Source organism: Terriglobales bacterium, assembly GCA_035457425.1.
Taxonomy (GTDB): domain Bacteria; phylum Acidobacteriota; class Terriglobia; order Terriglobales; family Acidobacteriaceae; genus JACPNR01.
The window spans coordinates 39885-64301 of the sequence record DATIBR010000052.1 but is presented as its reverse complement, the minus strand read 5'-3'; the positions used below and the strand labels follow the sequence as shown (position 1 = coordinate 64301).

The 24417-nt window shown below is 65.8% G+C and carries 25 protein-coding genes; 11 read left to right on the top strand and 14 right to left on the bottom strand.

Annotation, left to right across the window (positions count from 1 at the left end):
- From VLA96_04020 to yihA, 5 genes are all read left to right on the top strand, one after another.
- On the top strand, positions 1–529 hold a 529-nt coding region (locus VLA96_04020), incomplete at its 5' end, for a hypothetical protein (GenBank protein HSE48355.1).
- 135 nt (positions 530–664) lie between these two features.
- A complete protein-coding gene (locus VLA96_04015) occupies positions 665–1630 on the top strand; it encodes a metallophosphoesterase (protein HSE48354.1) in 966 nt (321 codons plus the stop codon).
- A 63-nt stretch (positions 1631–1693) separates the two neighbouring features.
- Positions 1694–1867: a hypothetical protein gene (locus VLA96_04010; GenBank protein ID HSE48353.1), complete on the top strand. Its 174-nt coding sequence runs from the start codon at positions 1694–1696 to the stop codon at positions 1865–1867.
- A gap of 150 nt (positions 1868–2017) precedes the next feature.
- Positions 2018–4438: an endopeptidase La gene (gene lon, locus VLA96_04005; protein HSE48352.1), complete on the top strand. Its 2421-nt coding sequence runs from the start codon at positions 2018–2020 to the stop codon at positions 4436–4438.
- Positions 4439–4493: 55 nt separating this feature from the next.
- Positions 4494–5084 carry a ribosome biogenesis GTP-binding protein YihA/YsxC gene (gene yihA, locus VLA96_04000; protein ID HSE48351.1) on the top strand — a complete coding sequence of 197 codons (591 nt, stop codon included), beginning with the start codon at positions 4494–4496 and terminating at the stop codon, positions 5082–5084.
- On the opposite strand, the gene VLA96_03995 is transcribed toward yihA, so the two are convergent.
- The 10 genes from VLA96_03995 to VLA96_03950 all read right to left on the bottom strand — a co-directional run bounded on the left by VLA96_03995 (position 5081) and on the right by VLA96_03950 (position 16794).
- A complete protein-coding gene (locus tag VLA96_03995) occupies positions 5081–6484 on the bottom strand; it encodes an FAD:protein FMN transferase (GenBank protein HSE48350.1) in 1404 nt (467 codons plus the stop codon). The genes yihA and VLA96_03995 overlap by 4 nt on opposite strands.
- A gap of 7 nt (positions 6485–6491) precedes the next feature.
- A complete protein-coding gene (locus VLA96_03990) occupies positions 6492–8120 on the bottom strand; it encodes a hypothetical protein (GenBank protein HSE48349.1) in 1629 nt (542 codons plus the stop codon).
- Positions 8121–8183: 63 nt separating this feature from the next.
- Positions 8184–8657, bottom strand: coding sequence for a hypothetical protein (locus VLA96_03985; protein ID HSE48348.1), 474 nt, complete (start codon positions 8655–8657; stop codon positions 8184–8186).
- Between the two features lie 283 nt (positions 8658–8940).
- Entirely contained in the window at positions 8941–9387 is a 447-nt protein-coding gene (locus VLA96_03980; GenBank protein ID HSE48347.1) for a transcriptional repressor, read from the bottom strand.
- A 144-nt stretch (positions 9388–9531) separates the two neighbouring features.
- On the bottom strand, positions 9532–10215 hold the full coding sequence (locus VLA96_03975; protein ID HSE48346.1) for a hypothetical protein: 684 nt from the start codon (positions 10213–10215) through the stop codon (positions 9532–9534).
- Between the two features lie 159 nt (positions 10216–10374).
- A complete protein-coding gene (hutI, locus tag VLA96_03970; protein HSE48345.1) occupies positions 10375–11679 on the bottom strand; it encodes an imidazolonepropionase in 1305 nt (434 codons plus the stop codon).
- Positions 11680–11720: 41 nt separating this feature from the next.
- Positions 11721–13406 carry a urocanate hydratase gene (hutU, locus tag VLA96_03965; protein ID HSE48344.1) on the bottom strand — a complete coding sequence of 562 codons (1686 nt, stop codon included), beginning with the start codon at positions 13404–13406 and terminating at the stop codon, positions 11721–11723.
- A 38-nt stretch (positions 13407–13444) separates the two neighbouring features.
- On the bottom strand, positions 13445–13876 hold the full coding sequence (locus VLA96_03960) for a type II secretion system protein (protein ID HSE48343.1): 432 nt from the start codon (positions 13874–13876) through the stop codon (positions 13445–13447).
- Positions 13876–14394 carry a type II secretion system protein gene (locus VLA96_03955; GenBank protein ID HSE48342.1) on the bottom strand — a complete coding sequence of 173 codons (519 nt, stop codon included), beginning with the start codon at positions 14392–14394 and terminating at the stop codon, positions 13876–13878. The genes VLA96_03960 and VLA96_03955 overlap by 1 nt, the downstream gene beginning before the upstream one ends.
- Positions 14395–16794, bottom strand: a complete 2400-nt coding sequence (locus VLA96_03950) for a cohesin domain-containing protein (GenBank protein HSE48341.1) — start codon at positions 16792–16794, stop codon at positions 14395–14397.
- A 165-nt stretch (positions 16795–16959) separates the two neighbouring features.
- On the opposite strand from VLA96_03950, the gene smpB reads away from it, so the two are divergent.
- The 4 genes from smpB (at position 16960) to VLA96_03930 (ending at position 20565) form a co-directional block, all read left to right on the top strand.
- Complete coding sequence (gene smpB / locus VLA96_03945; GenBank protein HSE48340.1) at positions 16960–17487, top strand: SsrA-binding protein SmpB; 528 nt, start codon at positions 16960–16962, stop codon at positions 17485–17487.
- A gap of 60 nt (positions 17488–17547) precedes the next feature.
- Entirely contained in the window at positions 17548–17937 is a 390-nt protein-coding gene (locus VLA96_03940; protein ID HSE48339.1) for a GxxExxY protein, read from the top strand.
- Positions 17938–17985: 48 nt separating this feature from the next.
- Entirely contained in the window at positions 17986–19536 is a 1551-nt protein-coding gene (locus tag VLA96_03935) for a leucyl aminopeptidase (protein ID HSE48338.1), read from the top strand.
- 72 nt (positions 19537–19608) lie between these two features.
- Positions 19609–20565, top strand: coding sequence for a PAS domain S-box protein (locus tag VLA96_03930; protein HSE48337.1), 957 nt, complete (start codon positions 19609–19611; stop codon positions 20563–20565).
- Positions 20566–20622: 57 nt separating this feature from the next.
- Here the strand turns inward: VLA96_03930 and VLA96_03925 are convergent, their stop codons facing one another.
- Both VLA96_03925 and VLA96_03920 read right to left on the bottom strand, forming a co-directional pair.
- Positions 20623–21093 (bottom strand): hypothetical protein, encoded by a 471-nt coding sequence (locus VLA96_03925; protein ID HSE48336.1) that lies wholly within the window; start codon positions 21091–21093, stop codon positions 20623–20625.
- An 81-nt stretch (positions 21094–21174) separates the two neighbouring features.
- Positions 21175–21747 carry a hypothetical protein gene (locus tag VLA96_03920; GenBank protein HSE48335.1) on the bottom strand — a complete coding sequence of 191 codons (573 nt, stop codon included), beginning with the start codon at positions 21745–21747 and terminating at the stop codon, positions 21175–21177.
- Positions 21748–21831: 84 nt separating this feature from the next.
- Here VLA96_03920 and VLA96_03915 point away from each other — a divergent pair, with 84 nt between their 5' ends.
- Entirely contained in the window at positions 21832–22113 is a 282-nt protein-coding gene (locus VLA96_03915; GenBank protein ID HSE48334.1) for a hypothetical protein, read from the top strand.
- A 108-nt stretch (positions 22114–22221) separates the two neighbouring features.
- On the top strand, positions 22222–22422 hold the full coding sequence (locus tag VLA96_03910; protein HSE48333.1) for a hypothetical protein: 201 nt from the start codon (positions 22222–22224) through the stop codon (positions 22420–22422).
- A gap of 60 nt (positions 22423–22482) precedes the next feature.
- Here the strand turns inward: VLA96_03910 and VLA96_03905 are convergent, their stop codons facing one another.
- Together VLA96_03905 and VLA96_03900 are read right to left on the bottom strand one after the other, a co-directional pair.
- A complete protein-coding gene (locus VLA96_03905; protein ID HSE48332.1) occupies positions 22483–23361 on the bottom strand; it encodes a hypothetical protein in 879 nt (292 codons plus the stop codon).
- Between the two features lie 16 nt (positions 23362–23377).
- Positions 23378–23815, bottom strand: coding sequence for a hypothetical protein (locus VLA96_03900; protein HSE48331.1), 438 nt, complete (start codon positions 23813–23815; stop codon positions 23378–23380).
- Between the last annotated feature and the right edge of the window lie 602 nt (positions 23816–24417).

Below are 24417 nucleotides of genomic sequence, written 5' to 3'. Positions count from 1 at the left end.
ATTATGTGTGGATGTGACCGCTCGCACAGCACTCCACATCCGCCCGGCGCATCCTGAGCGTGGCGAAGTCTACCTACTGCTCTGGAGGTACGCCGTGAAGCCCGACGACCGCGAGCTCCTGCACCTGCTGCGGAAGGAACTGGCCGCACTCGAAGGCGGCGCGTATCGCAATCCCAAGACCATGCCGTGGCGGCCCGCGCTCTTCTTCGAGGACTCGCCGCTTTGTCCGAACCACGCCGGCCGCGAGCCCAAGAAGCCCTGCTCCGAGTGCCCGCTGGCGCGCTTCATCCCGCTGCGCTCGCAGAAGGACGAGAACGCTTGCCGCTACATCCGCCTCACCAACGACGGCCAGACCCTCCACTACCTCTATCGCTGGGGCACGCCCGAAGAGGTCGAGCACACCGTCGACACCTGGCTGCGCCGCCTCATCTATCGCCTGGAGTGGGAGGTCGAAGCCAGAGAGCGCTTCCTCAAGCCCGCCACCATCGAGACCAGCCACGGCGTCCTGCCCACCGAGCGCGCGGGCTAAGCCCACCACAGAGACACAGAGGCACAGAGACTTCAGGGCTTTCAGATCCGACGTCCTGTGTCTCTGTGTCTCTGTGGTAGGTGTTGCTTTTCCCTTGCCCGACCAGCGAAGCCTGCGGTCTACTCTCTCCACCTCATGCGTCTACAACTTCGGCCTTTCCTGTGCCTGGCGGCGCTGGCGATCGTCGCGTCGCTGCTGCTCGCCTGCGTCCACGACTACGATCCGCGCGCGCTGGCCGCTCTGCCCGGCACCGGCTCGCTCGGCTCGGCCGGCGATCCCAACAACTTCACGTTCTACGTCTTCGGCGACAACCGTCCGGACAAGAAGGACGACCCGCCCACGCCGACCATCCAGGCCATCGCCAACGCGCTCGCGGCCAACAAGCCGGCGTTCGCGCTCTCCTGCGGCGACCTCATCCACGGCAAGGCGCCCGACGACCGCGCGCTCATCGAGTCGCAGTACAACGCAGTGCTGGCGGTGTTCGCGGCCACCGGCGTCCCCGTCCACAACGCCCCCGGCAACCACGAGATGGACGACGCCAACGACGTCCCGAACGCCACCATGACCGGCTGGTACGAGCAGCTCATCGGCCCGGCCTACGGCTCGTTCGACTACGGCAACTCGCACTTCATCGCGCTCAACACCGAGGAGGTCGCGCCGCCGCTGACGGTGAAGTCGCCGCCCTCCGACGACGGGCTCGATCCCGGCTACATCTCGGCCGCGCAGCGCCAGTGGCTCGACCAGGACCTCTGGGCGCACCAGGGCGCCCAGCACGTCTTCGTCTTCATGCACCACTCGGTGCACTCCTTCAAGGCCAAGAACGAGCTCGACAAGGACTCGCGCGACGCGCTCAAAGCCATCTTCGCCAAGTATCCGAACATCACCGCGGTGTTCTCGGCGCACGAGCACGTCTACTTCAACCCGCAGGCGCCCGACGACCTCACCGACCCGATGTCCGGCTCGACCTCCGGCACGCCGCGCTATCTGGTGACCGGCGGCGCCGGCGCGCCACTCCAGTCCAACAACCACGGCTTCTTCCACTACTTCGTCGTGACGGTGGACGGCGGAAGCGTGAACGTCAAGTTGATGAAGCTGCCGTAACGGCTGCGGTCAGCCAGAACCAACTTCCGCCTTGTCAGCCAAGTGCATAATAGGAGTCGAGAGGTGTCCAGAGTGGACGACAAGCCGAAGCCAACTACCTCCGAGCCAAGCGAAGATCCGTCGACGCCCGCAGGGCAATCTCTCTATGACGAGACGCACGAGCGGCTCATGCAGGCGGGCATGAGGGGCTTCGAGAGGCTGATCGCCGAGCTCAAGAAGAAGGGCCAGACTAGCTAGCGACCTCCCCTGCGCCGCAGGCCGTCAGCCGTCGGTCTTCGATCGTCGGCCCAAACCTTGTCAATAGCTAGTTTTCCTCAGGCATTTCACTCGGTTGCGGTGCAAGGGGCCGTATAGTAGGTTACGGATAGAGCGCAGGAGCAGGCCCAAATGACGACCACGACACCGACGAGCAAAGAGAAGTTCGAGACGCGCAAGCTCCCGATGATGCCGATCCGCGACGTGGTCATCTTCCCGTACATGATGACGCCGTTCGTGGTGGGCCGCGAATCCAGCGTCCGGGCGCTGGAAGAGGCGCTGGCGGCCGACAAGAAGATCTTCCTGGCGACGCAGCACGACGCGGCCATCGACGAGCCCAAGCCCACCGAGATCTACCAGGTCGGGACCATCGTCAACATCGTGCAGTCGCTCAAGCTGCCCGACGGCAACATCAAGGTCCTGGTCGAAGGCGTGGAGCGCGGCAAGATCCTCCAGGTCGTGGACACGGAAGGCTACTTCCAGGCGACCATCCGGACGGCGAAGTACGGCACCGAGGTCACGCCGGCGGTCGAGGCGGCGATGCAGCGCGTCACCGGGCTGTTCGAGCAGTACGTGAAGCTCTGCCAGTCGCTCAACTACGAGACGATGATCGCCGCGGTCCGCATGGAGGACCCGGCCAAGCTGACCGACACCATCGCCGCCAACCTGCAGCTCTCCATCGAGGAGAAGCAGGAGCTGCTCGAGATCTTCGACCCGGCGGAGCGGCTGAACCGCATCGCCGACGTGCTCGACATCGAGATCGAGAAGCTCAACATGGACCGCACCATCCAGTCGCGCGTGAAGCGGCAGATGGAGCGCGCGCAGAAGGAGTACTACCTCAACGAGAAGATCAAGGCCATCCAGAAGGAACTGGGGCGCGGCGAGAAGTCCGAGTGGGACGAGCTGAAGAAGAAAGTGGACGCGGCCGGCATGCCGAAGGAAGTCCACGAGAAGGCGCTCCAGGAGCTGAAGAAACTGGAGGCGATGCCGCCGATGTCGGCGGAGTCGACCGTCTCGCGCAACTACCTCGACTGGCTGCTGGCGGTGCCGTGGAAGAAGCGCTCGAAGGAGATCCGGTCGATCGAGCGCGCCGAGAAGGTGCTGAACGAAGACCACTACGGGCTGGAGAAGATCAAGGAGCGCATCCTCGAGTTCCTGGCGGTGCGCCAGCTGGTGAAGAACCCGAAAGGGTCGATCCTGTGCTTCGTTGGGCCTCCGGGCGTGGGCAAGACCAGCCTGGGGATGTCGATCGCGAAGGCCACCGGGCGGAAGTTCGTGCGGATGTCGCTGGGCGGCGTGCGCGACGAGGCGGAGATCCGCGGGCATCGGCGGACGTACATCGGCGCGCTGCCGGGGCAGATCATCCAGATGATGAAGAAGGCGGGGACGAAGAACCCGGTCTTCATGCTGGACGAGGTCGACAAGATGTCGATGGACTTCCGCGGCGACCCGTCGGCGGCGCTGCTCGAAGTGCTCGACCCCGAGCAGAACTTCATGTTCGTCGACCACTACCTCGACGTGGAGTACGACCTCTCGCAGGTCTTCTTCGTCGCGACCGCGAACGTGATGCACACCATCCCGGCGGCGCTGCAGGACCGCATGGAAGTGCTGCGCCTGCACGGCTACACCGAGCCGGAAAAGATCGAGATCGCCAAGCAGTTCCTGGTCCGCAAGCAGCGCGTGGCCGCGGGGCTGACGGAGAAGAACATCGCGTTCACCGACGAGGCCATCGCGGCGGTCATCCGCGGGTACACGCGCGAGGCCGGCGTGCGCAACCTGGAGCGCGAGATCGGGAACATCTGCCGCAAGGTCGCGCGCAAGGTCGTGAAGCAGGGCGCGGACTACCAGATCACGCTCACGCCCGAGAACGTGGGCGAGTTCCTCGGCGTCATCAAGTTCCGCGACACCGAGGCGCACGAGAAGAGCGAGGTCGGGCTCGTCACCGGGCTGGCGTGGACCGAGGTCGGCGGGTCGATCCTGTCGACGGAAGTCACCGTGGTCGAGGGCAAGGGCAAGCTCACGCTCACCGGCAAGCTGGGCGACGTGATGCAGGAGTCGGCGCAGGCGGCGGTCAGCTACATCCGGTCGCGCGCGGCGCAGCTCGGCTTGCCGCGCGATTTCTACCGCAACCTCGATATCCACGTGCACGTGCCCGAGGGCGCGATCCCCAAGGACGGGCCGTCGGCGGGCATCACGATCGCGACGGCCATCGCCAGCGCCCTGAGCAAGATCGCGGTGCGCCGCGACATCGCCATGACCGGCGAGATCACGCTGCGCGGCAAGGTGCTGCCCATCGGCGGGCTGAAAGAAAAACTGCTCGCCGCGCACCGCGCCGGCATCTTCGAGTGCGTCATCCCGAAGGACAACGAGAAAGACCTCACCGAGGTGCCGGAGAACCTGCGCAGCCAGATGAAACTGCACTGCGTGGATTCGATGGACGACGTCCTGCGCCTGGCGCTCGAGAAACCGCTGCCCACGCCGGCCGCGGAGGGCACCGAGCCCATGCCGCTGCCGCCGTCGCAACCCGGCGAGTCGCCGACGACGCATCAGTAAGTACCGAGTAGCGAGTACCGAGTGAAGGCCCGCGGAAGCGGGCCTTCCGACTTCTATGAAAGTTTTTGCGAAATTCCTGACGTCGGCCACGACGAACCTGCCCGCGCCCTCGGCGCCGGAGATCGCATTCGCCGGACGCTCGAACGTCGGGAAGTCTTCCCTGCTGAACGCGCTCGCGGGAACGAAGCTGGCGCACGTCAGCTCCACGCCCGGACGCACGCGCACCATCAACTTCTTTCGGGTCAACTTCAGCGAGCGCGAACACGAGCCCGAGCTGCTGTTCGTCGACCTGCCCGGCTACGGCTACGCCAAGATCTCCAAGGAGATCTCGGCGGAATGGCCGAAGTTCATCGAGCCGTACCTGCGCGAGCGCGAGACGCTGGCGCTCACCGTGTGCCTGGTGGATTCGTCGGTGCCGCCGCAGAGCAGCGACACGCTGCTCGTCCGCTGGCTGCAGCAGCACCAGCGGCCGTTCCTGATGGTCGCGACCAAGGCCGACCGCTTATCGGGCAACAAGCTGCGCAAGTCGCTGCGCGACCTGGAAGACGCGCATGAGGTCGAGGGCATTCTGCCGGTGTCGGCGGAAACAGGCGGCGGTTTGAAGGAGCTGTGGCGCGAGATCCGCGGCGCGGCGGCGCCGCTCTAGAGCAGGCGCTCCTGCATCGCGCGGGAGAGCGCGACTTCGCCTGCGCGATTCACGAGCCACGCGCCGCGCGCGTGGCCGTCGAGCAGCAGCGCCTTGCTGGCGACTTCGGCGCGCAGCGCCGAAGTCGCAAAGACCGTGGCGCTGACCTCTCCGCGAACGGCTTGCGCGGTCCGCGGATCCACGATGTGCGCGCCGCGCTCGCTCGTTCCCGAGGTCGAGACCGCGTCGCCATCGCGGACCGCGAAGAGCTGTTCCGGCCGGCTCGTCGCGACCAGCCAACCTTCTCCGACGAAGCGCAGCGAGCTGGAACCCAGATCGATGCTTGCGCGGTCGTCGCCGCGCTGCCGCAGCAGCGCGGCGACGCGGTCCGCGGCGTAGCCCTTGGCGAAGCCGCCGAGATCGAGCGCGAGCGCGCGCTGCGCGAAGCGCACCGCGCGGCGAGCCCGGTCGAACTGCACATGGTGGAAGCCAGAGACGGCCTGCAGGCCGTCTCTGCCGAAGATCGTGGGATCGACGGAGCCGCGGGAGCTGCGCCACGCGCGGCGCGCGTGGCGCAGCAGGCGCCACATGTCGGGCGAAGTCGCTGCCCAGCCGCTCGCGGCCGCGCGGTTCAGCTCCGACAGCTCGCTGTCGGAGCGGTACGCGCTGAAGACCTGCTCGAGGCGCGCGATCTCGGCGAAGCCGGCGTCGAAGGCGCACGCGGCATCCTGCGGCGCGCGCGTCCAGAGGCGCAGCTCGCAGCGCGTGCCCATGCGGTAGCGCGCCTGGCGGAAGAGCGCCAGGTCGCCGTCGACGCGCCAGGCCTGCGGCAGGCGCGGCGCGAGCGCCGCGCCTGCTTTGGGCAACTGCTTGCGCGTCTCCTTGGGATAGAACTGATCGAGCAGCAGCAGGGCGCGCTTCACGCCACGTGCGATGGCTTTCGACGAGAGCGTCGCGCCGGTGTAGTTGATCACGTCCTGGTTGATCTTCAGTGGAGACGACGCGATCTTGCCGCGGAACTGGCGCATGAAGCGCGGCTCGCGGACTTCGGCGCCGCGGCTTTCGCGGAAGGTCATGAGCACGACGTCGGTGACCTTGCCTTCCGGCGACATGCCGACCATGAAGGTGATGGGCTCGCTCTTGCCGATCTCGTTCATCACCAGCGCGTAGCCGGTGGCTTCTTTCCGGTTGTCGGCGATGAGGAAGGTAAAGCTGGGCTCGGGAAAGCGCAGGCCGCTCGCGTCCTCGAGCCTCTTCCGGGCTTCGGGAGTGAGCGCCTGCGTCTGGCGGTGGACGTTGGCATCTTTGCCGAGCAGCGCGCCCGCGGCCTCGGCTTCGGTCAGGAACGCCTGCGCCGCGCCTGGGGACGCGAGCGCAAGCAGCGTCCCGGGCGCGAGCAGGATGATGTGCGCAGCCTTCATGCTCTCCTTAGAAGCTGAACGTCCAGCCCATGAGCAGGCCGTTGGTGTTGTCGGCATCGGTGTCGGGGAAGAGCAAGCGGTCTCCCTCGCGCCGGTTGTTGCGCTCGTACGCCATCTGGAAGCCGAACTGCAGCGTCGGGCGGTAGTTGAAGCCGATGGTGAAGCGGTCCTGCGAGAGGTTCTGCGTCACCAGGTCGGTGATCACGCCCGCGTCGAAGGCCAACTCGTCGATGTGGCGGTCGAGCCACACGCGCTCGTAGCGGACGATGGGGATGAGCTGCGGATCTTCGAAGCCGCGGCCGAGGAAGCTTTTCTTGAGCCAGTCCGGGCGCCAATGATACTTGGCGTCGAACCAGAAGCCCCAGCGGCGCTTGGCCAGGCCGGCAAGCTCGATCTCGATCTCGTTCTCGAGGTCGGCGGTCTCGCCGCTGGAGGTCTCGGACGCCGAGACGTTGACGGCCTCGGCCAGCGACTGCGCCACGCGCTCCGTCTTGCCGAAGTCAGAGTAGACGTACTCGCCCTCGATCTCGAAGCTGCCGAAGCGCCACTTGCCGTCGGCGGCGATGGAGTGCACGCGCTCGTTGCTCGCGATGAAGCTGGGCGTGTACTTGCCGGAGTAGCCGGAGACGGCGAGCTCGCCGGCGAGCGTGGGGCTGTAAGCCACGCGCCAGCCGAAGGCCTCGCTGTTCTGCGTGCCGTTGGCCGCGCCGGAGGCCATGCCGAGAGCGGCTTCCAGCTCGAGCTTGTTGCGGCTCGGCGTGCGGGTCTGCACGATGTTCTCGATGTTGAAGTCGAGCGCGGCGCCGTTCATGACGTACGCCTGGTACTGCAGCTTGCCGGTCTCGCCGACGTCGACGGCGCCGACCAGGCCCACGCCCAGCTCGCGCCAGGCGGCGGCGACGGGGATGGCCGGCACGCTGCGGTCGATGAGGGTGCGGCGCGCGATGTCCCAGTAGTCGTCGTCGTGCAGCAGGTTGAAGCGGCCGAGCGGCGGCAGGATGAGCCCGCCGCGGATGGCCTGGCCCTTGCCGAGGTCGTACTGCGCCCAGAGCTGCTCGAGCGAGATCTCGGCGCCGGCGTTGCCCTCGACCTCGGATTCGAACTTCACGCCGCCGGCGGTGCGCTCGGCGCCCTTCTCCAGCTCGAGCTCCACCAGGCGCTCGAGCTCGAACTCGCTGTAGACGCGCAAGCGGTCGGTGAGGCGAGCGTCGGTGGTGGTGACGAAGCGGCGGAAGGTGAACGACGAGGCCTGCCCGGGCGCGTCGCCTGCTTCGAAGCGGAAGGAGCCGTAACCGCCGATGTGGAGCTTGTCGCTGCGCCACCAGGGCGCGTCGCTGGTGGTGGCGGACTGCGCCGCGACCTTGGGGGATGCCGGTATGGGCTGCGGAGACGGAGTCTGCTGCGCCCTCGAGGTCGAGGGCGCTACATCGGGGGGTGCGGTGGCTTCCGCGGCGGGGCGCGCGGCGAGCTGTTGGCGCAGTTCCTGCTGCTCGGCGCGCAGGCGCTTGAGCTCTTCCTCCTGCGAATCGAGCCGCTGTTGGAGTTTCAGCAGGAGCTCCTGCGTCGAGGCAGGCTCCTGCGCAAAGCCGAAGACTGGGATCAGAAGTAAGAGTACGAACACACCAAGACCGCGCATGCTGCGAAGCACACTTCCTCCTTCGACTGCTTATGACTTTAGGATTGCGTACCGGACCCTGGTTCAACCCGGCGGTTCGTGGTGACCGTTCCGCCGTCTTCCAAAAACGTAGATCCAAAGGCCGCTGACGAGCAGCACCGCCCATCCGAGCGTCGCAGCGTCGAGGATGAGCGCGCCGTTGGGGCCGAGGATGCGGCCGGAGTGCACGTCAGTGACGACGATGTCGGCGCGGACCTCGGGGCCGTCAAGCGGGCGATAGTTCTCCGGGAGCCAGGCGCGGCTGATGGTCCTGTCTTCCAGCTTGAAGTCCTCGCGATGCTGGACGAGGAAGCCGGTGACGAGCAGGAGCAGCAGGTTCAGCGTGAGGGCGAGGCCGACGAGGGCGTGCAGGCGGCGCAGGCGGCGCGCCCAACCGTTGGGCCGGCGGGGCGCAGGCGCGCGGCGCGGCTCACGCAGGCGCAAAGGCGCGGGCTGCTTGCGCGGCTTGTGCGGGCGCTCGCTCTTCTCGGCCATCGGCTTGTTGAAACTGGGTTGCATCTGGCGAAGGACTATTCTCTAGCCCGCGCAATCCGCGGTCAAGATGGCGGGCGGAGAATGTGTTGCAAATCGGTTGCAACAAGATGCAACAGGGGTGGTCGTCCGCCGTCGGTCGGCCGTCGGCGGGGGGTCGTCGGCCGGTGGCCGTCGGCCGTGCGAAGGAGTTGGCCGCAAGGCATGGTCCCTCGACTCGCCGAAGCCGCGCGCGGCGCGGCTTCGACTCGCTCGGGATGACATTCAGGAGAGAGACCGTTCGCGCAGGCGGGAAGGCCTGCTCCACCCATCAGGTGCGGCACTTGGCGCAGTAGCCGCCGACTTCCATGCGGGAGACGACGATGTGGAAGCCGAGTTCGCGCTCGACCTGGCCCTTGAGGCGGTCGAAGAGGTCGCTCTCGAACTCGTTGATCTTGCCGCAGCGCAGGCAGGCGACATGCAGGTGGTCGCGCCGTGGGTGGCGCTCATAGAAATGTTTGTCGCCCTGGATGTGGAGCAGGTCGAGCTCGTCGATGAGTCCGTGGCGCTTGAGCAGGGCGATGGTGCGGTAGACGGTGACGCGGTTGACGCGGGCGTCGAGCTTGCGGGCGTGGCGGAGGATCTGCGAGGCCTCGAGGTGCTGCTTGGCGGTCTCGATGACGGAGAGGATGGTGCGGCGCTGGCGGGTGAGGCGGATGCCGCGGGCCATCAGCTCGGCCTGAAGATGTCCGGGGCTCTCGGTCTGCGGCATGGGCATGGCGGCGTCCTCCCGGTTCCTGCAAATGGGTTGCAAGAAGCCTAAAGGGGGGCGCACGGTCGAGTCAAAGAGAAAGCGCCGGCGCCCGCTCTCGGCTGGGGCTCTGCGCGTTCGAGGGCGAACGCGCTCCGACTCCGCCGGCGCTCAGCGAGCAGCGGTGGGCCCGGCCTCCGGCGGCGGCAGGCAGCGGGCTTCGCCGATGGAGAGCCGCAGGTCGGAGGTGGGGATCTTCTCCGTCATGGCGAAGGCGATGACGCGCTCTTCGGGGTTGGAGCTGGGCAGCTCCTTTTCGATGGCGGCATTCGAGCGGGCGGTCTCCGAGGCCCCGACGACGGCGACAACGTTGAAGGGCGCGGGATACGCGGGATCGTCCCAGGAGGGGAACATGCGGCGCGCATTGCCGCCGGCGAGGGCGGTGGTGGCGAACTGCGAGTCGCCGCAGGAGGCGCGGTAGAAACCGCGGGCATTCTTGCCGAGCTTGCCGCGGTACTTGATCTTGATCTCGACCGGGCCGGCGGGCAGGGGCACGGTGGCGCCGAGCGTGGCGGTCTGCTGCTTCTTGTCGAGCTTGACGCTGGCAGTCTGGATCTCGCCGGCGGGTAGCGCCTGGATGGTGACCTCGCGGAATTCGAGGTCGACGGCGTGCAGGGTGATCTCGCTGGTGGGGCGGAGCGTGTCGCCGTGGATGGTGACCTCGCCCTTGAAGATGCCGGCCTTGAAGTCGGGCGTGATCTTGAGGATGTAGTGGTGCGGCTTGGCAGCGTCGAGCTGCTGGGCGGAGAGTGAAAGGCCGGAGAAAAGAGTGACGGCGAGGAGAATGCGACGCATCGGGAGCCTCTCGCTTTCTTGCTCGGGCTTGCGCCCTCGCTCATGTATGCCGCCCCTGAAGGGGCTCGAAATCCTTACTGCCGGGATCCACCGGGGGCTTACGCCCTGGACCAACTCAAATACCGCCCTTCGGGCCGGAGCGACGCGCCGCGAACCGCCTCAGTCCTCCAGCAGTCCTCCGGCGATGACCGTCGCTGCACAGCGATGCGCGCCAAACCAGTAGGCGATCTCGCGATAGTCGCGCACGTCGAATACCGCCAAATCAGCGTCCTTGCCTGGCTCGACACTTCCCTTCCGGTCCACCAGGCGCAGCGCATGCGCGCCGTTGATGGTGGCGGCGGCGATGGCTTCGGCCGGGCGCATCTTCATCTGCGTGCATGCCAGGGACAGCACGAACGGAATGCTGACCGTCGGCGAGGTGCCGGGATTGTAATCGGTGGCGAGCGCGACGGCTACACCGGAATCGATGAGGCGGCGCGCGGGCGGATACTCGCGCAGGCCGAGGAAGTAGTTGGACCCGGGCAGCAGCGTGGCGACGGTATCGCGGCGGGCGAGCTGCGGGATGTCTTCGTCGGCGACCTGGTCCAGGTGGTCGAGCGAAGCGGGCTGGAAGCGGAAGAGCGGCCACAGCTCGGAGGGCGAGAGCTGGCAGACGTGCGCGCGGGCGACGAGACCGAGCTTCGCCGCCGCGCCGAAGACGCGCTCGGCCTGATCGAGCGTGAAGGCGCCGCGCTCGACGAAGACGTCGACGAAGCGGGCGAGCTTCTTCTTCGCGACGGCGGGCAGCATCCGCTTGATGATCTCGTCGACGTATCGGTCGGGCTTGGCGGCGAACTCCTTGGGCACGACGTGGGCAGCGAGCAGCGTGGCGACGACGGTGCCGGGCCAGCGCGCGGCGGCGTCGCGGATGGCATCGAGGGATCTCAACTCCGCCTCGGTGGAGAGGCCGTAGCCGGACTTGGCTTCCACGGTGGTGGTTCCCTGGGCCGCCATTCGATGCAGCGCGCTCAACACCTCGGCGGCGAGGTCGGCCTTGGAGCGCTTGCGGACCGCGTCGACGCTGGAGCGGATGCCGCCGCCGCCGGCGGCGATCTGCTCGTAGGTGGCGCCGGAGATGCGCTGCTCGAAGTCGACGAGGCGAGGCTCGGCGAACACGGGATGCGTGTGCGAGTCGACGAAGCCGGGCAAGACGACCTTGCCGTGGCAATCGAACTCGCGGACCTTCTTCCTGTTCTTCTTAAGCCAGGGATCTTTGAGCGCGTCCTTCATGCGGCCGGCGGCCACGAGCTTGCCCCCGGCGCAGAGCACGGCGGCGTCCTCGACCACGGCGACGTCGTTCAGCTCAGGACCGCGGCGCGGCTTCGCGGCGCCGCGGAGCGTGAGGAGCTGGGCGATGTTGGTGAGGAGGAGAGGCTGCGCGATTTGTGATTTGTGATTTGTAATTTGTAACTTTCCTCTGGCCATGCGGTTGGGTCGTTCCCCAATTGCAAATCACAAATGGCGAATCACAAATCCATCGGGATCTTCACGCCCTTCTTCTTCGCGGTGTCCCTGGCTTCGTCGTAGCCGGCGTCGACGTGGCGGGCGACGCCGATGCCGGGGTCGTTGGTGAGGACGCGCTCGATGCGCCTGGCCATCTGGTCGGTGCCGTCGGCGACGGTGACCTGGCCGGCGTGCAGCGAATATCCGATGCCGACGCCGCCGCCGTTGTGGATGGAGACCCAGCTCGCGCCGGAGGCGGTGTTGAGGAGCGCGTTGAGCAGCGGCCAGTCGGCGACCGCGTCGGAGCCGTCCTTCATGCCCTCGGTCTCGCGGAAGGGCGATGCGACCGAGCCGGTGTCGAGGTGGTCGCGGCCGATGACGATGGGCGCCTTGAGCTTCCCGTGCTTGACGAGGTCGTTGATGGCGAGGCCGAACTGGGCGCGCTCGCCATAGCCGAGCCAGCAGATGCGCGCCGGCAGTCCCTGAAACCGGATGCGCTTCTGCGCGAGCTTGATCCAGCGGTTGAGCAGCTTGTTCTGCGGGAAGAGTTGGAGCACCAGGGCGTCGGTGGCGGCGATGTCGGCCGGGTCGCCGGAGAGCGCGACCCAGCGGAAGGGCCCGCGGCCCTCGCAGAACAGCGGCCGGATGTACGCCGGGACGAAGCCGGGGAAGTCGTAGGCGTTCTTGACGCCGCGCTGGAAGGCGAAGGTGCGGATGTTGTTGCCGTAGTCGAAGGTGACCGCGCCCATCTTCTGGAGGCGCAGCATGCCCTCGACGTGGCGGGCGATGGCGTCGAGCGATCTCTCCTCGTAGGCCTTGGGGTCGCGCTTGCGCAGCTCGAGCGCCTGCTGGAGCGGCATCCCGTTGGGGACGTAGCCGTTGAGCGGGTCGTGCGCGGAGGTCTGGTCGGTGAGGATGTCAGGGACGACGCCGCGCTCGGCGAGCTCCGGGATGACGTCGGCGCAATTGCCGACGAGTCCGACGGAGACGGCTTCCTTCTTGCGGACGGCGTTCTTGAGGATGCGGAGCGCTTCGTCGAGCGAGTTGACGAGGAAGTCGCAGTAGCCGGTCTTGAGGCGCTTCTTGATGCGCTCGGCGTCGACGTCGATGCCGAGGAAGGCGGCGCCGGCCATGGTGGCGGCGAGCGGCTGCGCTCCGCCCATGCCGCCCATGCCGCCGGAGACGACCAGCCTGCCGCTGAGGTCGCCCGAGAAGTGCTTGTCGGCAGCGGCGGCGAAGGTCTCGAAGGTGCCCTGCACGATGCCCTGCGAGCCGATGTAGATCCAGGAGCCCGCGGTCATCTGGCCGTACATCATCAGGCCGGCGCGCTCGAGCTCGTTGAACTTCTCCCAGCTCGACCAGTGGCCGACGAGGTTGGAATTGGCGATGAGGACGCGCGGGGCGTAGTCGTGCGTCTGGAAGACGCCGACCGGCTTGCCGGACTGCACGAGGAGGGTCTCGTCGTTGGCGAGGCCTTTGAGGGCGGCGACGATGGCGTGGTAGGCCTGCCAACTGCGGGCGGCGCGGCCGGTGCCGCCGTAGACGACGAGGTCGCGGGGGCGCTCGCCCACCTCTTCGTCGAGGTTGTTCATCAGCATGCGCATGGCGGCTTCCTGCTGCCAGCCTTTGCAGCTGAGCACGGGGCCGCGGGGCGCGCGGATGGGCGTGTAGTTGGAGGCGGTGATGGGAGTCTCCGTCAGCGTCGCCATGACAGACGATGGTACGCGGGCGCGCGCGGCGCGCGCAATCACCAGCTGCTGTAGGGGGTGCCTTCGCTGGAGATCTGCTCGGAGGCGGAGTGGACGTCGCAGATACCGGTCTGGGACTGGTCGATGGAGGCGTAGGTCTCGCACTGGTCGACGACCCAGTTGGTCTCGCCGGTCATGGGGTCCTTGGGGACGGCGCGCAGGTAGCCGCCGGAGACGAGGTCGTCGAGCGACTGCGGCGCGGCGTTCTTGTCGTAGGTGTAGTTGTCGATGGTGGTGCGGAGGGTGAAGAGGTTGTCGCGCAGGACGGCCTCGCGCGCGCGGTGCATGGAGCGCACGTAGTTCGGCACCGCGATGGAGACCAGGATCAGCATGATGGAGATGACGATGATCATCTCCAGCAGGGTGAAGCCGCGCGCGCGCCGATGCGGGCGCGTGTTTCCGGTTTCCCGTTTCCGGTTTCGCGAGTGCATCACCAGTCCTCGTACTTGGTGCCGTCGAGCGCAGTGCCTTGCGCCTTAGTGTAGACGTCGAAGACGTTCTGGCCGCCCCAGGAGGTGGATTTCGGGTCGTCCTGGGTGGAGCGCAGGCCCCACTCGGTGGAGCCGGTCATGGGGTCGACGGGGATGCGGCGGAGGAAGCGGACTTTCTTGCCCTGGATGTCGACGCCGTTGACGAGGGTCTCGAGGTCGGGGGGATAGCCGTCCGAGCCGAGCTTGATCTGGAAGGCGCCGCGGTCGGCGGCGTCCTTGTAGCGGTCGATGGCGTCGCGCATCTCCCACAGGTCGCGGCGGAGCTCGCGCTCCTTCTCGCGCTGGATCCGGACGCGGGCGATAGGGATGGCCGCGCCCGTCAGGATGAGCAGGATGGTGATGGCGACGATGAGCTCGACGAGGGTGAGGCCAATGTCGTTTCCCGTTTCCCGTTTCCCGTTTCCCGAAGATCGGGCGGCGGAAATCCGGAAACGGAAAACTGGAAACCGGAAACGCATTTATTTCACCGTGACTTGCGCCTGGAGCTGGCTGCCGGAGAAGAGCTGTCCGGCGGCGTTGCGCGCGGTCGGGCGCGCGATGGTGATCAGGCTCTGGCCGGGCGCCTTGGCGACGAAGGTGAGCGTGAGCACCGAGCCTTCCCCGGTAAGGCCCTCGGTCTGCGGCGGACGCGTGGCGGAAACCTGCAGCGTGCCGGTGGTCTCGTCGGGACGATGGACGACGGCGGCGGGCTGGCCGTCCTTGGAGAGGTAGCCGCCGTTCGAGACGTTCACGAGTTGCAGCACCTTCGGATCGTATTGCACCTGCATCGCGGCCTGCCACACGGGCACGCCGGCGTTCATCGCCACGTTGATGGCGAAGGTGGAGCCGACGGTCTGCGTGAGCGTCTCGGGGTCGAAGCGGAAGCTCACACCCGCGCCGGAGGGCGCCGGCTGGGTCTCGGTGATGACGGGCGAGGGCTTCACGCCGGGCTGCGGCGGGGGCGGCTGGGCCATGGCGCCGGTCGCGGGCACGCCGCCCATCTGGGCCTGCTGCCCCGTGGCGGCCGCGGGCTGCGGCGCCTGCTGGACCGGTCCGGGCGAGGTCATGGGGACGTTCTGCGGGCCGGCGGGCTGGGCCTTGCTGGCGCGGCGGAGGTCGATGGAGCTGCCCGTGCCGACGTCGACGGCGCGCAGGTTCATCTCGGTGAGCTCCTGGGCGCGCACGATGCGCGGGATGAGCATGAACACGATCTCGTTCTCCACCCGCTCCTTGTTGGTGCGCGAGAAGAAGTACTTGAAGAAGGGGATGTTGGCGAGGCCGGGAAGGCCGCTGAGGCTCTTGACGTCGGATTCCTCGAGGATGCCGCCGAGCAGGTTGACCTCGCCCTCCTTGAGGCGGATCTCGTGCTCGATCTTGCGCTGTCCGATGACGGGCTGGTCGATGCCGCCGATGTTGACGCGCGAGGTGACGCTCGAGATGTCGAGCATGATCTTCATGGTGACCTCGCGGCCGGCGTGGACGCGAGGCGTGATGTCGATGTTCACGCCAACGTCGATGTACTGGAACTGGGTGTTGACCAGCGGGTTGATGCCGACGCCGCCGATGCCGGGCTGGAACGACCCGGTGGCCACCGGCACGCGGTCGCCGATCTTGAGCGAGGCCTTGGCGCCATCCAGCGCGCGGATCTGCGGGTTCTGGATGACCTTGGTGGTGGAGTCGTTGTAGAGGAAGCTGGCGGTGGCCGACGGGATGGTCAGCACGATGTTCCTGGCCGTGAGGTTGGCGAGCGAGTTCAGGTTGATCTGGCCGGTGGGGGTGGTGGGCGTGGGCGTGGTGGTCGTGCCGCCGGTCCCGGTACCGCCCGTCGTGGGCGTGGTGGTGGGAAGGTTCTCGGCGAGCGAGCCGGTGACGCTGGTGGGCGGCTGGATGCCGAGGTCGAGCAGCTTGTCGCGCCGGACCTGCAGCACGGCGACCTCGATGACGACCTCGGGCTTGGCCTTGTCGATGTCGTTGATGATCTTCTCGGCGAGCGCGACCTGGTCGGGGGTGCCACGCACCACGATGGCGCCCTGCGAGGGCAGCTGCTGGATGCGGCTGATCTCCACCAGCGTGCGGATGGCGTTGACCGTGTCCTGCAGCTCGGTGGGCGCCGAGATGTTGGAGAGGTAGAACGTCTTGATGACGTTCTGCTCCAGCTCCTTGCGCTTGGCGACGGTGTCGGCGGCAATGAAGATGGTGTTCGAGGTCACCGGGCGCCAGAAGGTCTTGGACTCGAGCGCGGTGATGTCGAGCGCCTGGTTGAGCGTGACGCCGTTGAGGTTGACCTTGATGCGGCGCGAGGTGTAGTCCGGGTCGAACATCACGTTCAGGCCGGCGAGCTTGCCGATGGTCTCGTAGACGACCTTGGTGTCTTCGACCATGGAGAGGGTGATGGGGGTCTCGGCGATGGGGGCCAGCTCGACCGGGCCTTCGGCTTCCTCGAGGCGCTTGGTGAGGGGGCTCTTCTGCGGCACGAAGGGCGGGGGCGCATTGGCCTGGTTCTGCGCGGCGTCCATGAGCGCCTGCGTGCGGCGCACTTCCTGGTCGGCGATGAAGCTGGAGGGGTCGATCTCCTTGGCGCGAAGGAAGAGCTCCATGGCTTCCTGGAGCTGTCCCTTGTCGCGCAGCTGCTGGCCGCGGTGCACGTAGCTCGCCGAGGCGAGGAAGCGCGTGCGCTGCATCGCGATGCGGTACTTCACTTCCTTGGGCTTCTTGTCCCAGGCCTGGCGATAGAAGTCGAAAGCTTTTTCGTAGTCCTGGCGGGTCTCGGCTTCCTTGCCCTTCTTGTAGAGCGAGCCGGCGGACTCGTCGGCCCACACGGGCGCCGTGAGGAGCGCGACGATGAGGAACCACGCGGTGGCCTGAAGGATCGGCCTCATCGGACTATTCGACGCATGGGCTCGGTCTGCGTTCAGATGTTCTCCTGCAAGACGAAGCGGTGGGCGAATCCGCGATTATAGCAGCCGGTCCCGCGCCGTCCACTTCCAAGCTGCTGATTCCGCCTGTGTTACGATGCAAGATTCCTCCGAAACGGCTACTCCGCCATGGCGCGCCAGTCCACACACCAGACCAAGCCGAATGCGCCCAAGAACCCCAAGCGCGACCCGGTCGCCGCGGGGGAACGCGACGCCTCGTTCAACCGGGCCGCCAGCCATAACTACTTCCTGATGGAGAAGCTGGAGGCGGGGATCGCGCTGATGGGGAGCGAGGTCAAGTCCGTACGCGCCGGCCGCGCGAACCTGAAGGACGCATACGGCCTGATCAAGGACGGCGAGCTCTGGCTGCTGAACGCGCACATCGGCCCCTACGAGAACGCCGGGTACGCCGGGCACACGCCGGTGCGGACGCGGAAACTGCTGGTCCACAAAGCGGAGCTGCGGAAGCTCATCGGGAAGATGCAGGTGAAGGGGCTGACGCTCATCCCGACGCGGCTGTACTTCCGCAACGGCAAAGTAAAATGTGAGGTTGCGCTGGCGAAGGGCAAGCAGTTGTGGGACAAGCGCGAGACCGAGCGGCGGCGCACGGCGGACAAGGAAGCGCGCGAGGCGATCGCAAGATCGAGAAAAAGCTAAGTCCACCACAGAGACACAGAGACACAGAGACACAGAGACACAGAGACACAGAGGAAAGATATGGGATTTGGATCTGCCGCCGCCCGCGACCCAAGGACCGAGGAGATCCTCGGTGCAGCGATCGAAGTCCATCGCGAGCTTGGCCCAGGCCTGCTGGAATCCATTCATGAAGAGTGCCTCTGTCGGGAGCTGAAGAGCCGTGGGGTCCCATTTCAACGCCAAGTCCCGCTCCCGATCACCTACAAAGGAGAGCGCCTCGATTGCGATTACCGTGTCGACTTGGTGGCATTCGACGAAGTGGTGATGGAGCTTAAAGCGGTGGAAGCGCTCCTGCCGGTCCATGAAGCGCAGTTGCTCAGCTATATGAAGCTCCTGCATAAGCGCTACGGCTTGCTCATCAACTTTTGCGTTCCCGCTCTGAAGGATGGGATTCGGCGCAGGATCTTATGAATTCAAACCTCTGTGTCTCTGTGTCTCTGTGTCTCTGTGGTGGACTTTATGAAAATCTCTCTTACTACGAAGAATGTGGCTGAGCTGGAGATCGAATGCCTTGCCGTTGTCGCCATCGACCAGGGCGAGAAAGACAAGAACGAGCCGCGGATCTCGCCCGCCGAGCCGGCGCTGCAGAATGCGGTCGCCGAGCTGTTCAGCTCGGGCGAGGTGAAGGGCCGCATCTTCGAGGCGGTGATGCTGCACCGCCCGGCCGGGCTGAAGGCCAAGCGCCTGCTGGTCATCGGCGGCGGCAAGGGGAAGAACTTCTCCGCCTACGAGCTGCGCAAGATGGCGGGCACGGCGGTCCGGTTCCTGAAGCCGAAGGGCATCAGGAGCTTCGCGTTCGTGGCGCCGGAAATGGCGTCGGGCGGGGCTGACTCGGTGCGCGCGGTGGTGGAAGGCGCGCTGGTCGGGGACTTCGATCCCGACACCTACAAGTCTGACCGCAAGGACATGGCGATGCAGGAGATGACCGTGGTCGCCTCCGGCGCGGACGACGCGAAGGCGCTGCAAACGGCTCTCGAGCAGGCGCGCATCATCGGGGAGTCGCAGAACTTCACGCGCGAGCTGGTGAACGAGCCCGGCAACCGCATGACGCCGACCATGCTGGCCGAACGCGCGAAGAAGATGTGCGCGGCGGTGAACTCGCCGCACCTCAAGTGCGAGGTCTACTCCACCGAGAAGATCAAAGAACTGAAGATGGGGGCGTTCTGGTCGGTGTCGCAGGGCTCGGACGAGCCGCCGGCGCTCATCCTCATGACGTACGACCCGCCGGGTGCGCCGGAGAAGCCGGTGCTCGGGCTGGTCGGCAAAGGGATCACGTTCGACTCGGGCGGCATCTCGATCAAGCCGTCGGACGGCATGGAGAAGATGAAGTACGACATGGCGGGAGGCGCGGCGATGATCGGCGCGATGCGCGCCATCGCGCTGCTGCAGCCGAAGGTGAAGGTGATCGGCATCGTGTGCGCGAGCGAGAACATGCCGAGCGGCAAGGCGCAGAAGCCGGGCGACGTGCAGATCGCGATGAGCGGCAAGTCCATCGAGATCATCAACACCGACGCCGAAGGCCGGCTGGTGCTGGCCGACGGCCTGTACTACGCGCGGCAGCTGGGCTGCACGCACCTGGTGGACGCGGCCACGCTGACCGGCGCCTGCGTCGTGGCGCTGGGCATGATCAACGCCGGGGTGTTCGCCAACGACGATGCCATGTACGAGCGCTTCCGCCGCGCGCTCGACCGCGCAGGCGAGAAGATGTGGCGCCTGCCGCTCGACCCCGAATACCAGGAGATGATCAAGAGCGGCATCGCCGACATCGTGAACTCGGGCGGGCGCTGGGGCGGCGCGGTCACCGCCGCCATGTTCCTGAAAGAGTTCGTGGACGAGACGCCGTGGATCCACCTCGACATCGCGGGCGTCGCGTGGATGGAACAGGACAAGAGCTGGATCGCCAAGGGCCCGAGCGGGATCGCGGTGCGGTCGCTGGTGGAGTTCGCGAGGGAGTTCGGGGAGAGCGGCGCACCGTCCGCCAGCGGCGGACAGCCGGGCGCGCAGGGTTAGAGGCGCGACCGTCGTCGCCGTCGCAAATCGGCGGCGGGAGTAGAATTGCGCCAGGGCCCCTGGGAGAGAACGATGCCCCTCGAACTGTCTCTAGCCTCCGCGAGCGAGATCTCCCCGCTGCGTCGCTGGTTGCTGCCGATCGGATTGGTAGGAACCGCATACTTGGCGGCCGCCGCGGTGGTCGACATTGCCCGCGCGCCGCTGTTCCCCTTCTTCACTGTCGCGGTGCTGCTCGCGTCGTATTTCGGCGACCACCGATCGGGCCTGTTGGCGGTGGGACTCTCTGCGGGAATCAACGCCCTTGTGATGACGCACGCGCGCGGGAACTGGACGCGGCTGGATGCCGATCATGCCTTCCGCCTGGCCGCCTTCTTGCTGGTGGCGTTGGTGGGGGTGGGCGTCGTGTATCGCTTGCAGATCCTGCTGGAGCGGGAGCGCGTGCTGAACGCCCTGGTGGACACCAATCCGAGCATGACGGTGGTGACCGATGCCTCGGGCTGCATCCTGGCCTTCAACCATCAATGTGAGCGGGTGACGGGATACAAGGCGACCGAAGTGATCGGCAAGACGATCCCCGAGGTGTTTCTGTCAGAAGATTGGATCCCGGTGGTGGCCGAGCGGTTCCGAACCTTCGACGCGGAGGCATTGGCGCATCCGCACGAGAACCCGTGGCGAACGAAATCGGGCGAGGAGCGGCTGATCGAGTGGCGCTGCACGCGGATCCAGTCGCCGCGTGCGGAGAAGCCGCTGGTGATCGGCATCGGCATCGACGTGACCGACCAGAAGCGCCTGGCAGCAGTGCTAGCGGAGGCGGAGAACACGCGGCGGCGAACGGAGATGGTCAACCAACTCGCGCATGAGATCTTCAACCCGATGCAGGCCATGACGAATGCGCTGACGCTGGCGCAACTAGCCGATGGCGAGGCGGAGAAGTACATCCGTCTGGCGGAGGAACAGTTGAAGCGGATGTCGGAAGTCAGCAGCGCTCTGCTCGTCGCGACTGAAAAACCAGTGGGACCAGACTCCTAGCGCCGCGTCTGCCGACATCACCTGCTGTCGCGCTAAAGGCTCGGCTTCCTACAGTTCCTACGCGCCTTTGGGTTGCGGCAACTGGCGGGCGGCTTCCTCGACCTCGGTGCGGAACTGCTGCACCAGCGGGGCGTTGCCTTCGAGGCCGTCGACCATGAGGCCGCGCCACAGCGGCGAGCTGTTGAGGCCGTCGCGCGCGTCGTAGATGGCGAGCTCGTCCTCGAAGCTGCCGCCGCCGCTGGAAGCGTACGGCCGCCCTTCGTTGACCAGGATGATGATGTCGGCGTTGGCGGCGCGCTGCGTCACCCTGTAGCGGCCCCACGACTTGATGGCGTTCTCGACTATGGCGATGGCGCGCAGGTTCTCGACCGAGACCTGGGGCAGCGGCGCGGAACCTTCGTAGGTCGTGACGTAGACGTACTGCGCGTTCACGATCAGCGTGGGCATCACGCGCTTCTTCTCGCGCTGCCCTGCCGCGAGGGTCCCGAACAACAGCAGCAGGAGCGCTCCGCAGACCAGGCGTTTCATAATCGCCTCCCGGAGAGGTCGCGGACCTCTCCAGCGTGAAGCGTAGAAGCGTGGTGGCGCTCCTGCAGTGACGGCGGTCACCTAGGGCTTCTGTTTCTTCTGCTGCTCCTGCTCTTTCAGGACCTTTTCGGTCTCCTCGACGGCGGCGCGGAGCTTCTCGACCAGAGCCGGGGCGGGAGCTTGCAGGCCGTTGGCCATCAGGCCGCGCCAGAGCGGCGCGGAGTTGAGGCCGGCAGCGCGCTGGTAGACCGCCAACTCGTCCTCAAGGCCGGAGGAACTCACTTCCACGCGCGTGTTCGGGCCGGTCGTGGTCGTGGGGCGGTCGCTGCCGGTGTGGACGCCGCCGCCGACACGAGCGTCGAGCGTGCGGCCGGCGCGCACCAGCAGGATGAGGTCGGCGTCCTGCTGGCGGAGCGTGACCCTGTACTTGCCCCACTTGCGGATGGCGTCCTGCACGGTGGCGAGCGCCTGACGGTCGGCGGGCGAGACGCCGAACGAAGTCTCGGGGCCGTCGTAGCTGGTGAGGTAGACGTACTGCGCCTGGGTGACGAGGGCGGGCACCGGCGTCTTCACCTTTTTCTTATCCTTGTTGCCGGCGGAGGCCAGGGCGACGCCGCAGGCGAGCACGAGCAACACACGGAGAGCGCGCTTCATAGAGTCCTCGGTTGTCCTTGGGTTCTACTCCTTTTGATGCCGCAGGGGTGCATTTGTCATGCGGCGTTGTGATATTTTTCGCGCATGCCCTGGATCAAGACGGTCAAACCGCAGGAGGCCTCGCCCGAACTGTTGCGGGCGATGGAAGCGCAGAAGGAGCTGTACCCGATCGAGTACGCGGTGCCGGTGCACCCGTCGGAGAGCGGCGGGGCGTCGATCGTGGAATCGCACTCGCTCATTCCGCAGGCGCTCTACCACGCGTTCGCCACGTTCGGCGCGCTGATGTCGCCGGAGCTGCCGCTCACGCGCCGCCAGCACGAGATGATCACCACCGTCGTTTCGGTGACGAACCGGTGCGTGTATTGAATCGGCGCCCACGCAGAGTTTCTGCGTCGCGTCACGCTGGATCAGGAGTTCGTCGCGCAGCTCGAGCGCGACTACACCAAGGCCGACCTGCCGGCCGAGGACCGCGCCATGCTCGACTACGTGGTGAAGGTCACGAAAGACGCCACGCAGTGCTCGCCGAAAGATCATGACAAGCTGCGAGCGGCCGGCTTCGACGACCGCGGCATCCTGCAGATCACGCTCATCACTTCGTGGTTCAACTACATCAACCGCGTGGCCGACGCGCTCGGCGTGGGGCGCGACGACGCGGCACACGCGCAGCACAAGTAGCAAGAGAGGCCAAATGGAAAGCGGCACGCTGCTCGCGTGCCGCACGCCTCCGCAGTTCCTCTAGTGCATTTGATCGACCTTACTCTGATTGGCCCGGCATTCCGGGCGTAGAACCGCCGTGCGAAAGTCGTCAATCACGAAAAACACGTCATAGGCCCACCTGCTGCTTCCGTCGGCTTTCGTCACTTTCGCGCGATAGCGCAGCAGATTACCGAATCTGTCTTGCCGCTCCGAGCGGCGATAGTCCAGTGCTATGGAGGCAATGCCCGCCCACGATAGCGATAAGAGCTCGGCGGGATCGGAGATTCCATCATGATTCTTATCCTGCCAGAGCCGAAGCGACCAGTACACAACGTCGCCTGGATCAATTACCCCGTTTCCGTTCCCACCGTTCACCGGCTTATCCAACTCCGCTAGTGCGAGGAACCCGTTGGGGCTGCTGCTTGCAGGTTGGTCTGTGAAATTGCCGAATAGCTCGCCCCCGTCGTCGATTCTTCCGTTGCCGTTTCGGTCCAACGCGAGAAATGCATCATCCGATACGGCTGACGTCCAAGCGATTTGTCCGGCCCGGCCATCGCGATTCAGATCGAACCGAACACCGCCGCCAAAACTTGTTAGCTGAAAGTCGTTCCCGTCCATGTCGACAATGATGGGGCTGCAGGCTCCGCAGTTACGACAGATCTGAGCACCGTCTATGAAGCACTCGAAATCACCGCCGCCGCTTCCGCCACCGGTCCCACCGCCGCCGCCAGATGGTGGTGGCGTGCCGTATGCGCCGTTGCTGAAATTGTAGGCAGCCTGTTGGTCACAGGATGTCGGACTGGTAGGAGAAGTGGAAGTGACCGGCGTATTCATCGTCGTGTTCGAACAGCCGGAGCAATCGTTGAAGCCCCAGATGTGGCCCGCCTCGTGTGCCATGAGTGCAGTAAATCCAGCCATATATGGTTGCACCTGATTAGGATCGATGTTTTGTCTGCGCTAATGTGACGTTCCCTCCCGAGTTGAGTTGAGATGTGGTACAGGCACCCGTGCCTCCACAGGCCGCAGTTCCACCGTTTGTAAAGATGAATACTGGATTCGATGCAGAGGATGTTCCTGACGGAACTGTGGCAACTGCGCTAATGCTGAAGGTCACCGTTGAGCCGGTCATTCCTGTCCAGCCTTGCATGGCGGCCGTAATTGCCGACATCGCCGACTGTGAGCTTCCCAGATCACCCACTACGTAGACCGTGATAGAAGCACCTTGTTGAGGTCCCTTGTCGGCGGTACCGTTGACCGTCAATTGCGTCAGATTCGGGCAAGAACTCTGAGCTTCTGCGGGCGGTATTCCCAGCCAAAGATTAAGCAGAAGAATGCACAACACCACCGCCAGCACGACGGAAACGGTCTTCATAACCATAGAGATCCGTCCTGATCAATAGTTTGAGAGCTTTCGATTGAGAACTTGGATGAGCTCCGGGATCTTCAACCCGGTTATTTCCGAGCGTCCGTGCTCGGCCCGATACCTACCGTCGTCCGAATCTGGTACTACAACTCCGCTTGTCAGGTCCCAGCGCCTTGGCCCCTCCGTGTACATGTCCACCGTGCGATGGTACTGGAGCAGTAGGAGGTATGTGTGACCCGGCTCTATGTCAAATTGGCGAGGATATACATGATCGGAGATTGTCTTTCCCGATGCCGTAACTACGGTGCCTCCAGGGCGGCCAACGTCTATTACCGAGTTCTGGCGGAGAGTGGCACCACTACGGTTTCCAAAGACATGTTCGACTCGAATGTTCATCTCTGTATAAATTGAACGACCGCTGGAAGACAGGAAGGTGCGGTAGCCCTCGAACTTGCCGATGACCCATACACTGTCGGGAATTCGTATGAATTCGGGGCTGTCGGCCAGGTTCCCTCCCGGCGCGATCACCAGTCTTGTAGCTTGCTCCCCGGCTAGCGGAGTTGGTGCTCCAATCAAGGCGTCCCAATAGCTCTCGCGTTGCTGCCTCGCGC

What these genes read in the sequence shown, in the direction of transcription:
- VLA96_04015 (HSE48354.1), top strand. Translation starts at nt 665, where the DNA reads ATGCGTCTACAACTTCGGCCTTTCCTGTGCCTGGCGGCGCTGGCGATC.
- lon (HSE48352.1), top strand. Translation starts at nt 2,018, where the DNA reads ATGACGACCACGACACCGACGAGCAAAGAGAAGTTCGAGACGCGCAAG.
- yihA (HSE48351.1), top strand. Translation starts at nt 4,494, where the DNA reads ATGAAAGTTTTTGCGAAATTCCTGACGTCGGCCACGACGAACCTGCCC.
- VLA96_03995 (HSE48350.1), bottom strand. Translation starts at nt 6,484, where the DNA reads ATGAAGGCTGCGCACATCATCCTGCTCGCGCCCGGGACGCTGCTTGCG.
- VLA96_03990 (HSE48349.1), bottom strand. Translation starts at nt 8,120, where the DNA reads ATGCGCGGTCTTGGTGTGTTCGTACTCTTACTTCTGATCCCAGTCTTC.
- VLA96_03985 (HSE48348.1), bottom strand. Translation starts at nt 8,657, where the DNA reads ATGCAACCCAGTTTCAACAAGCCGATGGCCGAGAAGAGCGAGCGCCCG.
- VLA96_03980 (HSE48347.1), bottom strand. Translation starts at nt 9,387, where the DNA reads ATGCCCATGCCGCAGACCGAGAGCCCCGGACATCTTCAGGCCGAGCTG.
- VLA96_03975 (HSE48346.1), bottom strand. Translation starts at nt 10,215, where the DNA reads ATGCGTCGCATTCTCCTCGCCGTCACTCTTTTCTCCGGCCTTTCACTC.
- hutI (HSE48345.1), bottom strand. Translation starts at nt 11,679, where the DNA reads ATGGCCAGAGGAAAGTTACAAATTACAAATCACAAATCACAAATCGCG.
- hutU (HSE48344.1), bottom strand. Translation starts at nt 13,406, where the DNA reads ATGGCGACGCTGACGGAGACTCCCATCACCGCCTCCAACTACACGCCC.
- VLA96_03960 (HSE48343.1), bottom strand. Translation starts at nt 13,876, where the DNA reads ATGCACTCGCGAAACCGGAAACGGGAAACCGGAAACACGCGCCCGCAT.
- VLA96_03955 (HSE48342.1), bottom strand. Translation starts at nt 14,394, where the DNA reads ATGCGTTTCCGGTTTCCAGTTTTCCGTTTCCGGATTTCCGCCGCCCGA.
- VLA96_03950 (HSE48341.1), bottom strand. Translation starts at nt 16,794, where the DNA reads ATGAGGCCGATCCTTCAGGCCACCGCGTGGTTCCTCATCGTCGCGCTC.
- smpB (HSE48340.1), top strand. Translation starts at nt 16,960, where the DNA reads ATGGCGCGCCAGTCCACACACCAGACCAAGCCGAATGCGCCCAAGAAC.
- VLA96_03940 (HSE48339.1), top strand. Translation starts at nt 17,548, where the DNA reads ATGGGATTTGGATCTGCCGCCGCCCGCGACCCAAGGACCGAGGAGATC.
- VLA96_03935 (HSE48338.1), top strand. Translation starts at nt 17,986, where the DNA reads ATGAAAATCTCTCTTACTACGAAGAATGTGGCTGAGCTGGAGATCGAA.
- VLA96_03930 (HSE48337.1), top strand. Translation starts at nt 19,609, where the DNA reads ATGCCCCTCGAACTGTCTCTAGCCTCCGCGAGCGAGATCTCCCCGCTG.
- VLA96_03925 (HSE48336.1), bottom strand. Translation starts at nt 21,093, where the DNA reads ATGAAACGCCTGGTCTGCGGAGCGCTCCTGCTGCTGTTGTTCGGGACC.
- VLA96_03920 (HSE48335.1), bottom strand. Translation starts at nt 21,747, where the DNA reads ATGAAGCGCGCTCTCCGTGTGTTGCTCGTGCTCGCCTGCGGCGTCGCC.
- VLA96_03915 (HSE48334.1), top strand. Translation starts at nt 21,832, where the DNA reads ATGCCCTGGATCAAGACGGTCAAACCGCAGGAGGCCTCGCCCGAACTG.
- VLA96_03910 (HSE48333.1), top strand. Translation starts at nt 22,222, where the DNA reads ATGCTCGACTACGTGGTGAAGGTCACGAAAGACGCCACGCAGTGCTCG.
- VLA96_03905 (HSE48332.1), bottom strand. Translation starts at nt 23,361, where the DNA reads ATGGCTGGATTTACTGCACTCATGGCACACGAGGCGGGCCACATCTGG.
- VLA96_03900 (HSE48331.1), bottom strand. Translation starts at nt 23,815, where the DNA reads ATGAAGACCGTTTCCGTCGTGCTGGCGGTGGTGTTGTGCATTCTTCTG.